Here is a 15,266-nt window from a genome sequence, read left to right on the forward strand (position 1 = left end):
GCTAAAAGGACGTTTGTCCTGAATCTGTTAAAAAGTCCCAGCCATTGTATGGCGGGGACTTTTTGCAGAAGCATAAAAACAAAACGATTCACTGCTCCCTATTAACTTTAAGAAAGGACAAGATGAGAGGGTTGAATAATCGCAATGGATCGTTAGCAAATTTAGATACTCTTAATATTATAGAAATTCACAAGCATGGTGCCAATCAATACTGCGTTCAAATCAGCGGAATCGATAGGGAGGGCACTCTAACAACTGGTGTATATGCTTGGGATACTCTAAAAGATGCTATGACATGTGCTAAGGGAATAGCGAAAATGTTCAAATTCCCTGAGATTCTAATAAACAAGAAAATTTTATGATAAAAATGACAAACTCTATGTTTGGTGAGTATGTAACCGAGGCTTTGTGAGAATTTTGAGAGAAGTGATTGGTAGAATTTATAGTGAGTTACGTTCACAGTAAGTCAAGCTTATTTAGAAGGGAATAAAGGCTATGAATTGGGGACATGCAAATCAGTTTAGAGGAAGGCTGGAGGTATGGATCATTATGATCTTTATGGCCTCCATAGCATTATTCGTATTTCCTGTGCAAGCAGCAGATCAATGGAGTCAATACGCCAAGATAGGACCAACCAGCGGTAATTCGCTCGGAGCGTTCTCTAATCCAAGCGGCGTGGCCGTAGACAGCAGTGGTAATGTATACGTGGCCGATTACAATAACCATCGCATCCAGAAGCTGACTGCAGCTACAGGGGTGTGGAGCGAATGGAAGAGCAGCAGCGGCGGGTCAGGAAATGGCCTGGGAGAGTTTTACAGTCCAGTCGGCGTAGCGGTAGATAACGGTGGAAATGTATATGTGGCGGATACCAGTAATCATCGCATTCAGAAGCTGAATGGTTCCACAGGGGTATGGAGTGAGTGGAAGAAGAGTGGCGGTGGTTCGGGAGGCGGCCTGGGAGAATTTAATAATCCGAAAGGTGTGGCTGTAGACAGCAGCGGTAATGTGTATGTGGCGGATAGTTGGAACAATCGTATTCAGAAATTGGATATATCTACTGGTGTATGGAGTGAGTGGAAGAAGAGTGGTGGTGGTTCGGGAGGCGGCCTGGGAGAGTTTAATAGACCATCCAGCGTTGCGATAGACAGCAGCGGTAATGTATACGTGGGGGATACCAATAACCACCGCATCCAGAAGCTGACAGTAACAGGAGCTACAAGTGTGTGGAGCGAGTGGAAGAAGAGCGGCGGTGGTAGCGGAAGTGGCCTGGGAGAGTTTAATAATCCACTCCACGTTGCTGTAGACAGCAATGATAATGTATACGTGGCTGATACCAATAACCATCGCATCCAGAAGCTGACAGTAACAGGAGCTACAAGTGTGTGGAGCGAGTGGAAGAAGAGCGGCGGCGGTTCCGGAAGAGGCCCCGGAGAGTTTAATAATCCGAAAGGCGTGGCGGTAGACAGCAGCGGTAATGTATATGTGGCCGATTCCGGTAATGAGCGCATGCAGAAGCTGACGGTAGCTGCAGGATTATGGAGCGAGTGGGTATATCAGGGAGTAGTTGCTGGCACGGACCCGGGAGAGTTTCGGTATCCAAGCGGTGTGGCGGTAGACAGCGAGAGAAATGTGTATGTGGCCGATTACGATAACCATCGCATCCAGAAGCTGAATGTATCTACAGGTGTGTGGAGCGAGTGGAAGAAGAGCGGTGGGGGCTTGGGAAGCGGTCTGGGGGAATTTGAGAGTCCAACCGACGTTGCTGTAGATAGCAGTGGTGATGTATATGTGGCGGATCGTTATAACCACCGCATCCAGAAGCTGACAGTAACAGGAGCTACAAGTGTGTGGAGCGAGTGGAAGAAGAGTGACGGCGGGAAAGGAAGCGGCCTCGGAGAGTTTGATTATCCAGGCGGGGTGGCAGTAGATCGCAGCGGTAATGTGTATGTGGCGGATACCAATAACCATCGGATCCAGAAGCTGACGGTAGCAACAGGAATATGGAGCGAGTGGAAGAAGAGCGGCGGCGGGAAGGGAAGCAGCCTGGGGGAGTTTAATTATCCAAGCGGGGTGGAGGTAGACAGCAGCGGTAATGTATATGTGGCGGATACAAAAAACAATCGCATTCAGAAGCTGACAGTAGCTACAGGAGTATGGAGCGAGTGGAAGAAAAGCGGCGGCGGGAAAGGAAGCAGCTTGGGGGAGTTTAATGAGCCATTTAGTGTGGCGATAGACAGTAAAGGGGATTTATTCGTGGCTGATTCCGAAAACAATCGTATCCAGAAGCTGATGGTAGCTACAGGAATATGGAGTGAATGGAAGAAGAGCGGTGGTGGCTACGGAAGCAATCTGGGAGAGTTTAAGTACCCAAGCGGTGTGGCGATAGACAGCAGAGGTAATATATATGTGGCCGATTTTAGCAACAATCGCATCCAAATATTATCAATGTCCCCTCCGGGTGCTCCGACTGCTGTAACCGCAGAGGTAACGAATGGTCAATCGCAAGCGACCGTGAGCTTCACGTCACCGGTCAGTAATGGAAACAGCCCCATAACCGGCTACACCGTGACATCTAGCCCGGGAGGTTTGACGTCTAGTGGTACAGGCAGTCCACTCACCGTTACGGGGTTGACGTATGGGACGGCGTATACGTTTACCGTCGTTGCAACAAATGCTTTAGGAAGCTCAGTCGCATCGAGTCCATCGAATAGCGTGACACCGACGCAACCGAACGCACCGGCTACAGTGCCAGGTGCACCAATGGGCGTGACGGCAGCGGTAGTGAATGGTCAATCGCAAGCGGCCGTTAGCTTTACGGCACCGATAAGCAGCGGAGGCAGTTCAATCACAGGCTACACCGTGACCTCGAGTCCGGGAGGTTTAACGGCAAGCGGTACAGGCAGTCCCCTCACCGTTACGGGGTTGACGTATGGGACGGCGTATACATTCACCGTCGTTGCAACAAATGCTTTAGGAAGCTCAGTCGCATCGAGTCCATCGAATAGCGTGATACCGACGTCACCGAACGCACCGGCCACGGTGTCGGGCGCACCAATGGACGTGACGGCTGTGGCAGTGAATGGTCAATCGCAAGCAACCGTGAGCTTCACCGCACCGGTTAGTGATGGGGGCAGCCCAATCACCGGCTACACCGTGACCTCGAGTCCGGGAGGATTGACGGCAAGCGGTACAGGCAGTCCAATAACCGTTACGGGCTTAACTTATGGCATAAGCTATACGTTCACGGTAATTGCGACGAACAGCGTTGGCAGCAGCATTCCTTCTGAATCTTCTCATGCCGTATGGCTAAGAGTTTCTTCCAATAACAAGGGCAGTTCAAGCACATCGTCACAGCCAACGCCTCCACTAACATCGGTATCTGATACAACGGGTGCTACTGTTCTTGTTAATGGCAAGCTGGAAAATGCAGGAACAGTAAAGGTAACAAACGTAAATTCACAGACGGTAACAACGATCACGATTGATCAGAATAAGCTGGAGGATAAGCTCGCGAGGGAAGGTCAGTTTGCTGTGGTGACGATATCGGTGGATACCGGATCCGATGTCGTGATCGGAGAGCTCAACGGACAGATGGTCAGTAAAATGGAATTGCAGCAAGCTATATTAGAAATTAAAACGGATAAAGCAAGTTACCGTTTGCCGGCTCAGCAGATCAACATCCAAGCGATCTTAGATCAGGTGGGCAAATCGGTAGCTCTGCAGGATATTATAGTTCAGATCGAAATCGCTGTGCCCAGAACGCCAGTGCAAGGGGTTCCAAATGAATCCACAGAAGGAACGATTGCGATTGTCGTTCCACCACTTGACTTTACTGTAAGAGCTCTCTATAAGGACACTACAATTGAAGTCACCGAGTTCAAAGCATATGTTGAACATACCATTGTCATTCCTGACGGCGTAGATCCTAACAAAATCACGACTGGAGTCGTGATTGAAACGGATGGAACGCTGCGTCATGTGCCGACGAAGATTGTGCTGTTAGACGGCAAGTATTATGCCAAGGTGAACAGCATGACGAATAGCATCTATTCTGTTGTATGGCATCCGCTTGAGTTTAAGGATGTAGAGCTGCACTGGGCTAAAAAGTCTGTAAACGATATGGGATCGCGTATGGTTATCAATGGTATCGGCAATGGCTCCTTTAATCCCGATCAAGATATTACACGTGCGGAGTTTGCCGCTATCCTGATTCGTGGATTAGGATTGAAACTAAAGGCAGGGGCATCGGGTTTCTCTGACGTTGATCCGAAGAGTTGGTTCGCCAGTGCGATTGGGACGGCATTCACGTACAACCTGATCAGCGGATTCGAGGATGGCACCTTCCGCCCGAATGATAAAATTACACGCGAACAAGCGATGACGATTATGGCAAGAGCGATGACCATTACGGAGATCGAAGCGAAACCTTTGCAAAATACGGGACAAGTATTAAACTCCTTCACCGATGCGGGGACGATATCGAAATGGGCTCAGAGCGGAATTTCTGACTGCTTGAAGTACGGGCTTGTTTCGGGACGAAACAACACAGAACTGGCTCCTAAAGCTTTCATAACACGAGCAGAGGTTGCAGTTATTGTTCAAACACTTTTGCAAAAGTCTGATCTAATTTAACAATTAGATAGCTGCACTCACTAACGTTGCATTCATTTTCCTTAAAAGTCAAACAAGCCAAAAGGCACCGACATCGCTGTCAGTGCCTTTTGGCTTATAAATCTGAATTTAATTAGTGATCAACCGGCTTTACTTAGTTGATGAAGTTAGCTTTGGTTAACAAACGTTTCAGCATAGCAGCTGATTGTGCGCGTGTAGCCTGGCTAGTAGGAGCGATTGTGTTGTCAGTGATTCCATCAATGATTCCTGCTTCAATTGCGGTTGCTACTTCTTGTTGAGCCCATACGATCTGGTTGGCATCGGTATATTTAGCTAACAATTCGTTTTGACGTTCAGAAGTTACAGTTGGTTTAGCACCTGCATAATTCAAAGCACGGACTACCATAGCTGCAAGCTCTTCACGTTTGATCGGTTCGTTTGGTCTGAAAGTTGAATCCTCGTAACCATCAATGATTTTGGCTTTGGTTGCTGCGCCTACAACGCCTGCGAACCAATCACCTGATGCAACATCTTTGAAGGAGCTGCTTCCTGCGGCTTGCTCAAGACCGAGTGAACGAACTACCAAGGCTGCAAATTCAGCACGAGTGATGTTACGCTCCGGTTCGAAGGTTGTATCGGTTACGCCATCAACAACCAGCTTGTTGGCCAGTAATTCGATGTAGCCTTGAGCCCAGTGTCCTTGGCTGTCAGGGAAGTTTTTGTTCAATTCGATTGCTGTATAAATACTGTTGCTATTACGTTTAATTGTAGCTGTGCTGCCTGTGTCTGCTGTATTAATCAGAGAAGGGACAAAGCTTAATTTTTTTGTTGTTCTATCGAATACAACACCTGTCGAACGTGTGGGATCTGCTGCTTTGTTCAAAGGAAGAATACGGCTCACATAATTCGAACCTAGATCAATCGTTTGAGTTTTGCTGTCTGGTGCAAGTCCCACAAGGTTGAAATCAACCGGTGTAGCGATTTCTGTAGCACCCAAGGCACTAGCTGCAGATGTTATGCTAGCCACATCATCAGCACTTGGTGCACTAATGGATACTTTAATAATAAGCTCATCGACTGTAGTGCCAAGAGTGCTTGCCAAGTCACTTAGGTTCAATACCGAGATTGGAAGGATATAAGTGCCTTTACTATTAGTGATCCGTAGTGTCTTGGAAGTGTCATTAGTGAAGCTGGTCAATGCCTTAGCTGGAATCAAAGCCAGATCTCCACTAAGATTAAGCACGATTTCATTATTAGAAGTTAAAGCGTTTTGCAGCGTGTAGGCATCAATGCTTCCGTCAGAAGAAACACTTATGGTCGCTCCGGAAACACTTCCGCCGCCACCGCCGCCGCCACCGCCAGAACTACCACCGCCACCGCCAGTTGTTCCTCCGGTGTAGTACAGTGTCGCAGTTGTAGATTCGCTTGTATCTACAACACCAGCTTTGTAAACAGTAGTACTAACAGTAAGAGGACTATTAATACTTGAAGCGGTTATAGTTGGCATCGCATAATACCAGCCTTGATTGCTTGAGTAAGTATTGTTGTAAACAGCTTGGGTCGTAGAAATCAAAGTCCCGTTGCTTCCATACACATTGACATATACTGCGTCTCCAACACTTGAGTCTAAATAAGTACTGGAATATACGCTACCTGTTACATTATTGTTCTGAAATGTCAAATTAGAAAATCCCGTTGCAGCAAAAGCCAGAACAGGCAGCATGATTGAAAGCATCAGCGCAAGTACGGTAACTTGAGCAGTCTTTTTGGTAAAAGCTGGCTTCATTAACGTTTCACTCCTATCGTTTCTTTTGTTTTTTTTGTGAAAAGGTTCGTTTGTCACTATGCTTTTCACCTCCTTTTTCGACATAGATATGCTGGGTTCATGTCTTGTAACAAAGTTCGAACGCAACTCCCTTGTTTAAGTCCGTCTTACCCAAAAAACAACATTGGGAATATCTGGTTTAAATGAGAAGGAGAAGTAACGCTTAACCTAACTTTTACTTACCCAGTGTAAATAACGTTGAAACACACAAAAAAATCGCCTGCAAAAGGCGACTTATTATTGGCAGGCAAGCAGCATGATTTCTTTTCAAATAGAAACGGGTTTGAAGGCACGAAGCGGGACAACAGATAAAGCCAGCATCAGGCAGGCAAATGCAATAAAGTAAGGAGAAGTATGACTTCTCATATGTCCGGCCACAATGGGACCTATAAAGGCGCCTATGGAAAAGGATATGGATAAAAACGAAAATACACGCCCATAATGGCTGGAGCTTGTAATTCCTGCCAGCAGGGAGGCGATAGCCGGAAAAATGATGCCTTTGGCCATTCCAATCATAAATAACGAGACATAGATCGGAATAGGCCAATGAATGGATAAGCCGAAAAAAATAATCGCCAGTCCCAGACTGCCCATAGTGGTCCTCAGAAATGGGGATTTGCGGTTCAAGAAGATCATGCTCAAGGTGACGAGTGCCCCCAGACTGACAAGTGAAAACAAAATGCCTGACGTCAGAATGGAACCATTGGATTCCTTCATTAGAGGCAGCTCAAAAAATAATATCCCTTGCGCACAAGAAATGGAGAGCGGAATACCAAAGAAAAGCCAGGGAACACGATCATTTTTCAGTTCAGGCAGCTCATCGGGATGTTCGGCAACGCTCTGGGTGTGTGGGATGGACAAGTCAACAAGCGCCTTTTGACCCGTTGCTTCCTTTACTCCGACCATGGCAAGGACACCGGTAGCAATCAGAATCCAGCCCAACACCGTGAAGGATTGCGCAAAGCCGAGCTTGGCTACCAGATAAGCACCGACGGCCGGACTTAATACGGAGGCCATCGTATGTACAAGACCATTACCTGCCATAAACTTGCTTTGCTGAACACGGTCCTTGGCAATCTTGGCTAGCAGAGATAGACATGCAGGCGAAAGGAAGGCAAGGACAAAGCCGCTGATCGAGCGGATAATCAACAAATCCCAGGGATCCGTTACCCTTGATTGAACTAACAGCACAATACCTGCTACAATTAGGCTAAAGACAATAAAACCTTTACTTCCATAACGGTCTACACCATAACCTGCCAGCAGGTTACCGGGCAAGTGTGTCAGTGAGTATACACCTAAAATGAGCCCGATAAATGAAGGGGCAGCGCCAAGCGAGATGGCAAACGGGGATAATATCGGGTATTGCGCATGCAGATCGAAAAAAGCTACAAACATGAACAAATATAACCACAGCGCGGTTTTCAATCGTATCACCTCGAATGGGATCCATAGTCTGCTTGCTTTCAGCAGCGTTATACTACGTTTACGTGACAAGCCCGGAGGTTAGTACCACTATTTTCACGGGCCGCAGATTAAGCGATACATACAATGATTTATTGAGAAGAGGTTGCCGGGTATGGATCCGTTCCTGCTATTATTTTTGGTAGTTATATTAGTCTTTCTTATTTTTCGTTTGCGAACCACCTTTCGGAAGGCCAAAAGATTCGACAAGTCCGACCAAATTCAGCGTCAGCTCGCAGAACTGAGGAAAAAAAGGGATGAAGACAATGATAAAGATAGTGTATGATTACCAGTATTGAGTGAGATGAATTTGAGGAGAGATGAAGGTTGGATTTTATTACGTCATTTTTACAAGAGCGCTGGTATATTATTTTGTTGGTTATTGTGATTTTATTCGTTGTTGTCCGCATCGTTAAAACCGTTATCAAATGGGTCATTGTTCTTGCCATATTGGCAGGATTATATTTCTATGGTGCCAGCTATAAGGATCAATTGCTCAATATTGGAGCTACGGTAACAACTGAAGTAAAGAATCAGGCGATCAAAGTCGTATCGAACGAAATGAAGGATGCGCAATATAAGCAAAATGCGGACGGGTCTTACACGGTTACGACCAAAAGCCTAAAGGTTGACGGCAAGCCGGGAGCTAGCGAGGTCACTGTCACTTTTATGAATCAGACCTTTACCATGAAGCTTGATGATATACTGAAGGCATTGATCGAGCAGGCCAAGACGAACAAAGCAACCTAACGAGTGCTGCACGTTATCTATCCTTGAAAAGATTAGGAGTTGAAGCAATGGCATCGACAATCAACCAAATCAGTTCCATCAATTGGATCACTGTGCTTATTGCAGGAACGCTGGTCTTTTCGGTCATTCAGGGGATGATTCGAGGCGCGTCTTCCTCTGCTCGTCACTTGGTGCTGATGGCTGCAGAAGGCGCTGCAATTGTGGTTGGCATTGTGCTGTCCTGGTGGTTGTCCTCCTGGGCCTCGCCATATGTCCAAGGATGGCTGGTTGAGCTCAATATTGTGATTCCTTCCAAGGAGCTTGGTCTATTTGAGCAATTTTATTACACGGTCGTTACATCGGTTCGAGATTTTCCACTGCTGCGGCTAGGCATTCTATTCATCATTGGTTATGCCATAATTAAACAGATCATCTACCGGATGATCCATCCGTTCTTTGGCCATTGGGGAAGGGATCAGATTCAGGGAGAGTCAAGACATGCCAGAGCCAAACGACCGGGTATAATTAGCAGTGTGCTGGGCGGAATCATAGGTACCTTATCCGGTCTCGGCCGTTCGCTGCTCATAGTAGCAGCGCTCTTTATTTACACGACCTTTTTGCCGCAAACCGAGATGACCCCGTATATACAAGCCTCCACTCTGTATCAGGAAGGGGCAACGGCAGTTATCAAGCCCGTAGCAGGCGATTTTTTGACCAATCAGCTTCCTGTATTTACCAGAAAGTTCGAGGCGGAAGTCAATAATATTTTACAAAGAAAGTATGTTGTGCTGGATGCACAAATCCCTTCCGGCATAGCGGAAGCGGCCAAAGAGGTAACGCTGAAAGGTACAACTGACGAGGAAAAAGCGAAGCTGTTATATAAATGGATTGGCACTAGAGTGACGTATGATTGGGACAAGGTTAACCTCTATGAGCAGCAAAAAATCTGGAAGGAGCAGACGCCGGAGGAAACGTATGCAACAAGAAAAGGCGTTTGTATTGATTATTCCAGACTGTATGCCGTGATGGCCCGTTCGATCGGTTTAGAGGTCAAAGTTGTTACAGGGCTTGGCTATGATGGTCGTGGTGGATATGGACCTCACGCATGGAACGAGGTATATTTAAACGATAGCAGCAAGTGGGTACCACTCGATTCTACCTGGGTATCCAGCGGCGGTAACTGGTTTAATCCGCCGAATTTTAATCAGACGCATATCAGGGAAGTTTAAGGTTGTACGCATTACAAAGGAGTTGTAAGCATGTTTGGTAACAAAAAAGCTAACGATGACCCCCATCAGCAGGAAGCAGCCAAGAGAAGTCACTTTACATTTAGGGTTAATCTGATCTTTTTCTGCACGTTTTTCTTTTTTTCCATTCTGATTGTCAGACTTGCCGTACTGCAGTTTGTTGAAGGCAGCCAGCTGAAGGCGGAAGAAGCCAATACCACCAAGATGGATACACCGATAGGTCCGATTCGTGGCAATATCTATGATCGGGGCGGGGCGCCGCTCGCTTTTACCTCGTCAACCCAATCGCTATATTTCCGTATGGAATCCGATCAAAAGAAAGACGATGTCATTACGCTCGCCCGTAAATTAGAGGAAATATTCAAGGAGCATGGGACTCCGCCCAATAATGTGCTGGGTGCAGCTGAAATCATTAAGGAGATGGATGTCGGTTACGATCTGGACAAGAATACGACGACAGCTCCGAGCTACTCCTTTGTTCCCCGGCGGCTCAAATCCGGCTTATCTAATGATGAAATCGCATATATACTGGAACGCCGAGATGAATTGAAATGGCTTGAGATTATGGAGGAAAGTATTCGTACTTACGACAACGGTCCCATTGCAGCGCAGCTGATCGGATATATGAGACCCTTTTCCACGGCAAGAGAGCCGAACAATGGGCTGCCCTTCTATAAGAACAAAGATAATACCAAAGGCTATCTAGACACCGAGTATGTCGGATATGACGGTATCGAGCTTATGTATCAGGAGGAGCTCCGCGGTAAAAATGGATCTAAAACATACCCGGTGAATGCCTCGCAAAAAATTATCGGCAAAGTGTCGGTCAAGGCTCCTGAAAAAGGAAACAATTTGTATTTAACGATTAACAAAAATGTTCAGGAGGTTGCCGAGCAGGCCATTATCGATCAGCTCGCGGCTGCCAAGTCAACGTCCAATCGTTCTGCTTCCGCCCCGAATGCAAGGGCTGGTTATGCAGTCGCAATAGAAGTGGAAACAGGCAAGGTCGTGACGATGGCCAGCATGCCGGATTATGATCCTAACATATGGAACGGGGTTGTGTTGACCAGCGAGTACAACCGGATCCAGCCTTTTATTAATAATGGTACGATTACAAGCGCCTTTCCGGATTATCCGCCAGCCGAGCTCAAAAATCATCCAACCTCGGTTGTATATGTCGGATCGATCATTAAGCCGTTATCCGTGTTGATTGGATTAAATGAAGGGCTGTTTGGAGTTGACACGCTTTATAATGACACGGGTGAGTATACGTATGGTAAGGACAATGGATCGAAGCTGACGAATTCTGACAGGGCTTCCTATGGGTATATTAATGCTGCCGATGCGATCTGGCATTCCTCCAATACGTTCATGTCAGCGATGGTTGGCTATAAGCTGCATCAAAAGTATGGAAGCCAATCTGCTGATATTTGGGAATCGTATCTAAACAAATTCGGTCTCGGTGTGACCAGTGGCAGCGGCTTGCCAAGAGAAAATGCGGGTATCAGCGAGTTTAAAACGAATGAGAAGGAATCGATGCAATCCAGAATGGTATTTGCTTCATGGGGTCAGAATGAAAAATATACAACGATGCAGATGGCCCAATATGCCGCTACCCTCGCAAGCAGAGGCAAGAAGATGAAGCCGCTTCTAGTTGATAAAATCGAAACCTATGAAGGTCAACCGGTGCAGACGATGGAGCCTGTCGTGATGGAGGAAACTACCTTCCCCAAACCGTATTGGGATTCGGTCATTAAAGGGATGGAAAAGGTGTTTGTAACAGGCTTTGACGGATTTCCATATCCTTATGCCCGTAAAACAGGAACCTCTACACAATCCGTAGGAGGCAAGCTGATTGATAATGCCGTATTTATTGCGTTCGCTCCAGTAGATAAACCAAAGCTTGCGATCGCTGTCGTAGTTCCTGAAGGTGGCTTTGGCTCGTGGAATGCCGCTCCGATTGCACGCAAAATTTTTGATGCCTATGATCAGTATTATGGCTTGGATGGTGTGCCCAAAGGGGCCAAAGGCACAGCGGGAGCGCCATAGCTACGCGTGTATACATGTTCACAGAACCTGTCTGTCATGGGCGGGTTCTTTTGGTGTAACCTTACGGATTTTGCTAAGAATATGCTATACTAAAATATCGAATAAATCGAATGATAGTTAACGTTGCCGTTGTACACTTGAGGAGGAAATGAAGACATGTGCGGGATTACCGGAGCAATGTATTTTGAAGATAGGGAACCGTCTCAATCGATGCTGAAAGCAATGACGGATTGTATCGTGCATCGCGGGCCCAATGATTTTGGATTTTGGGGTGAGAACCGGATTGGACTGGGCTTTCGCCGGCTGTCCATAATTGACATTAAGGAAGGTCACCAGCCTCTGTCCAATGAGGACGATACGGTATGGATTGTTTTTAACGGGGAGATTTATAATTATAAATATTTACGCAGCTCGCTTCAAGAGAAGGGGCATGTGTTCAAAACACATAGTGATACCGAGGTTATCGTTCATATGTACGAGGAGTTCGGGGAGGAATGTGTGAAGCATCTTCGCGGGATGTTTGGATTTGTGATCTGGGATCGCAAAAAGAAGCGTCTGTTTGGTGCTCGTGATCATTTTGGGATCAAGCCCTTTTATTATTTCAAGAACAGCAGGCAGTTTTTGTTTGGATCGGAAATTAAAAGCTTGCTGGCTGCAGGCGGCATGGACCGCTCCATACGTACGGAGAGCTTGCTTAATTATTTGACCTTTCAATACGTACCGGAGCCGGATACCATGTTTAATGATATTCAAAAGCTGCCACCAGGACATTATATTTCCATCAGTTATGATGGACAGATGGAGATCAGTCGTTACTGGGACCCGATGTTTGAGCCTGAAGAACGTGCTTTTGAGGATTATGTCGAGCAGATTCGCGAAGGCTTGAAGGATTCCGTTATTCATCATATGCAAAGTGATGTTGAGCGCGGCTGTTTCTTGTCCAGTGGCATTGATTCTACGGCAATAGCCACTCACATGCGTTCGATTGAGCCGATCCGCACGTTTTCCGTCGGCTTTGAGGGTGCCAACAATGAAACCGAAATTGCCCGTCAGACAGCAAAAGCGTTGGATACCGAGCATTTTTCGAAAATTATTACGCAAAAGGATTTTTTCGATGTGCTGCCCAAGGCGGTGTGGCATCAGGATGAGCCGGTAGCTGATCCTTCGGCTATCGCTTTGTATCATGTTGCGCAGCTGGCACGCGAACAGGTTACCGTTGTTCTATCCGGTGAAGGTGCGGACGAGCTGTTTGGCGGTTACCGAATTTATAATGAACCGAATTCGCTGCGTTCGCTTGACCGTCTGCCAATGGGCTTGAAGCGGATGCTGCACGCTGTGGCAAGAATGCTGCCTCATGGGGTATACGGGAGAAACTTTGTGCTTCGTGGTACGACACCGCTGGAACAGAGATTTCTGGGAAATGCGAAGATTTTCACGGAGGATATGAAATCTGAGGTTGTGCGCATGGATCAGGAAATGCTGCGCAGCTACCGTAACCCATGGCAGATTGCTGAACAGTACTATGCCAAAACAAGACATCAGGATCCGGTCACACGGATGCAATATATCGATATGAATCTGTGGCTGCCGGGCGATATTTTGATGAAAGCTGATAAAATGACGATGGCCCATTCGCTGGAGCTGCGTGTGCCTTTTCTGGATGTAGAGCTGTATGAGGTCGCTCGTAAAATCCCGGCACGTTATCGAATAGCGGAAGGCACGACCAAATACATTTTCCGCAAAGCGATGGAAGGGATCATTCCTGATTTTATTCTTAACCGTCCGAAGCTTGGATTTCCGGTACCGATGCGTGATTGGCTGAAAGGCAATCAGGGCAAAGTGATGCTGGAGCAGATTGAAGCCAGCGGTATTGAGGATTACATTAACATGGGTACGATTCGTAACATGGTAGCCAAACACCAGAGTGGACAAGGTGATTATGCAAGACGTTTGTGGACCGTCTATATGTTTGCCTTATGGCATGTAACGTATATGCAGGACCTGCCTAAGCCTTCTGTAGCCGCGGCACTGTAGAGAGAGGGGACTTGAACGCATGAATAAGGGAAATTACAAGCTTATTGCTTTGGACATGGATGGAACCTTGCTGACGGAGGATAAAAAAGTATCCGCGGAAAACCGTGCAGCGATCCAGGCTGCCGAGCAGGCCGGAATCAAGGTAATGTTCGCAACCGGACGAGGGATTCAGAATGTGGAAGCTTATATTGAGGACTTAAAGCTGGAAGCACCGATTGTTACCGTAAATGGAGGCGAGGTCTGGTCAGCACCAGGCAAGCTGCACAGCCGCGCACTGCTGGAGCCTGCTCTTATCAAAGAAATGCATGCACTGGCGATTGAATATGATACGTGGTTTTGGGCTTATGCGGTTGGTGATATTTATAATAAGGAACGATGGGTAGAGCAGGTGGATGCCAGACAATGGCTGAAGTTTGGGTATTATTATGAGGATGCTGCCTGTCTGCAGGCTATTCGTACCAAGCTGGATTCATGGGGCGTGTTTGAGATTACAAATTCGCATCCGGCGAACCTGGAGTTAAATCCCAAAGGAATTCATAAAGCGAGCGGTGTCCGACAAGTATGTGAAATGTTCGGCTATGACATGTCGCAGGTAATAGCGATGGGAGACAGCCAGAATGATATTTCGATGATTCGCGAGTGCGGACTGGGTGTCGCGATGGGCAACGCACAGGAAGAGGTCAAAGCGCTGGCAGATGTAATCACAACAAGCAATGAGGAGCACGGTGTGGCACGGATTATTGAGCAATATATTTTATCTTAAGTATGCGAAGTAAGCAGCTCACAGGAGGTTTCCACCCATGCTTATAACGGCTTGGATTATCGTCATTCTCTTGTTTATAATCGGCATGATCGGCGCCGTTTATCCGATTTTTCCGGGCGCGATAGCGATTTTTGCGGCATTTTTTGTGTATGGCTGGATGGTCAGCTTTGAGCCCTTCGGTATATGGTTTTGGGTCATTCAATCGACGATTTTCGTAGGTTTGATTGTTGCAGATTATGCGGTCAGCGCGCTCGGGGTGAAGAGGTTTGGCGGGAATAAGGCTTCTGTCATCGGGAGTATGATCGGTTTGATTGTGGGTCCTTTTGTCATTCCTGTCGTTGGTTTAATCGTGGGCCCGTTTCTCGGGGCCGTTATCGGAGAACTTATCATAGGTACAGAAACCAAGCAGGCATTCCGGGCCGGCCTTGGTGCTCTGATCGGATTGCTTTCAAGTGTTGTGGTGAAAGTGGTTTTGCAGGCTTTAATGATCATATTATTTTTTATTTGGGTGCTGTAAGGATACGTTCAAGCCTGATTCGGCAGG

The 15,266-nt window shown here is 46.9% G+C and carries 10 protein-coding genes; 8 read left to right on the plus strand and 2 right to left on the minus strand.

From position 1 onward, the window contains the following. Window positions 1–62 precede the first annotated feature (62 nt). Window positions 63–362, plus strand: a complete 300-nt coding sequence (locus LRL21_RS29230; RefSeq protein ID WP_240419298.1) for a hypothetical protein — start codon at window positions 63–65, stop codon at window positions 360–362. Window positions 363–495: 133 nt separating this feature from the next. Continuing rightward, entirely contained in the window at window positions 496–4,632 is a 4,137-nt protein-coding gene (locus LRL21_RS29235; protein ID WP_240419299.1) for an S-layer homology domain-containing protein, read from the plus strand. Between the two features lie 133 nt (window positions 4,633–4,765). On the opposite strand, the gene LRL21_RS29240 is transcribed toward LRL21_RS29235, so the two are convergent. Both LRL21_RS29240 and LRL21_RS29245 read right to left on the minus strand, forming a co-directional pair. After that, a complete protein-coding gene (locus LRL21_RS29240) occupies window positions 4,766–6,397 on the minus strand; it encodes an S-layer homology domain-containing protein (protein ID WP_240419300.1) in 1,632 nt (543 codons plus the stop codon). A gap of 306 nt (window positions 6,398–6,703) precedes the next feature. Then, window positions 6,704–7,864 (minus strand): MFS transporter, encoded by a 1,161-nt coding sequence (locus LRL21_RS29245; protein WP_240419363.1) that lies wholly within the window; start codon window positions 7,862–7,864, stop codon window positions 6,704–6,706. A 363-nt stretch (window positions 7,865–8,227) separates the two neighbouring features. On the opposite strand from LRL21_RS29245, the gene LRL21_RS29250 reads away from it, so the two are divergent. From LRL21_RS29250 to LRL21_RS29275, 6 genes are all read left to right on the plus strand, one after another. Beyond that, window positions 8,228–8,650 carry a hypothetical protein gene (locus LRL21_RS29250; RefSeq protein ID WP_240419301.1) on the plus strand — a complete coding sequence of 141 codons (423 nt, stop codon included), beginning with the start codon at window positions 8,228–8,230 and terminating at the stop codon, window positions 8,648–8,650. Between the two features lie 47 nt (window positions 8,651–8,697). Next, complete coding sequence (locus LRL21_RS29255; protein ID WP_240419302.1) at window positions 8,698–9,858, plus strand: transglutaminase domain-containing protein; 1,161 nt, start codon at window positions 8,698–8,700, stop codon at window positions 9,856–9,858. Between the two features lie 30 nt (window positions 9,859–9,888). Then, window positions 9,889–11,925: a peptidoglycan D,D-transpeptidase FtsI family protein gene (locus tag LRL21_RS29260; RefSeq protein ID WP_240419303.1), complete on the plus strand. Its 2,037-nt coding sequence runs from the start codon at window positions 9,889–9,891 to the stop codon at window positions 11,923–11,925. A 156-nt stretch (window positions 11,926–12,081) separates the two neighbouring features. Next, entirely contained in the window at window positions 12,082–13,959 is a 1,878-nt protein-coding gene (gene asnB, locus LRL21_RS29265; protein WP_240419304.1) for an asparagine synthase (glutamine-hydrolyzing), read from the plus strand. Window positions 13,960–13,978: 19 nt separating this feature from the next. Next, window positions 13,979–14,722, plus strand: coding sequence for a Cof-type HAD-IIB family hydrolase (locus tag LRL21_RS29270; protein WP_240419305.1), 744 nt, complete (start codon window positions 13,979–13,981; stop codon window positions 14,720–14,722). Between the two features lie 37 nt (window positions 14,723–14,759). Next, on the plus strand, window positions 14,760–15,239 hold the full coding sequence (locus LRL21_RS29275; RefSeq protein ID WP_240419306.1) for a DUF456 domain-containing protein: 480 nt from the start codon (window positions 14,760–14,762) through the stop codon (window positions 15,237–15,239). Window positions 15,240–15,266 lie beyond the last annotated feature (27 nt).

Origin of the sequence: Paenibacillus periandrae (assembly GCF_022458865.1) — a bacterium.
GTDB lineage: Bacteria > Bacillota > Bacilli > Paenibacillales > NBRC-103111 > Paenibacillus_S > Paenibacillus_S periandrae.

Bases quoted from the DNA above. Each gene is read 5' to 3' on its own strand.
- LRL21_RS29235 (WP_240419299.1), top strand. From the start codon at position 496: ATGAATTGGGGACATGCAAATCAGTTTAGAGGAAGGCTGGAGGTATGG.
- LRL21_RS29240 (WP_240419300.1), bottom strand. From the start codon at position 6,397: ATGAAGCCAGCTTTTACCAAAAAGACTGCTCAAGTTACCGTACTTGCG.
- LRL21_RS29255 (WP_240419302.1), top strand. From the start codon at position 8,698: ATGGCATCGACAATCAACCAAATCAGTTCCATCAATTGGATCACTGTG.
- LRL21_RS29260 (WP_240419303.1), top strand. From the start codon at position 9,889: ATGTTTGGTAACAAAAAAGCTAACGATGACCCCCATCAGCAGGAAGCA.
- asnB (WP_240419304.1), top strand. From the start codon at position 12,082: ATGTGCGGGATTACCGGAGCAATGTATTTTGAAGATAGGGAACCGTCT.
- LRL21_RS29270 (WP_240419305.1), top strand. From the start codon at position 13,979: ATGAATAAGGGAAATTACAAGCTTATTGCTTTGGACATGGATGGAACC.
- LRL21_RS29275 (WP_240419306.1), top strand. From the start codon at position 14,760: ATGCTTATAACGGCTTGGATTATCGTCATTCTCTTGTTTATAATCGGC.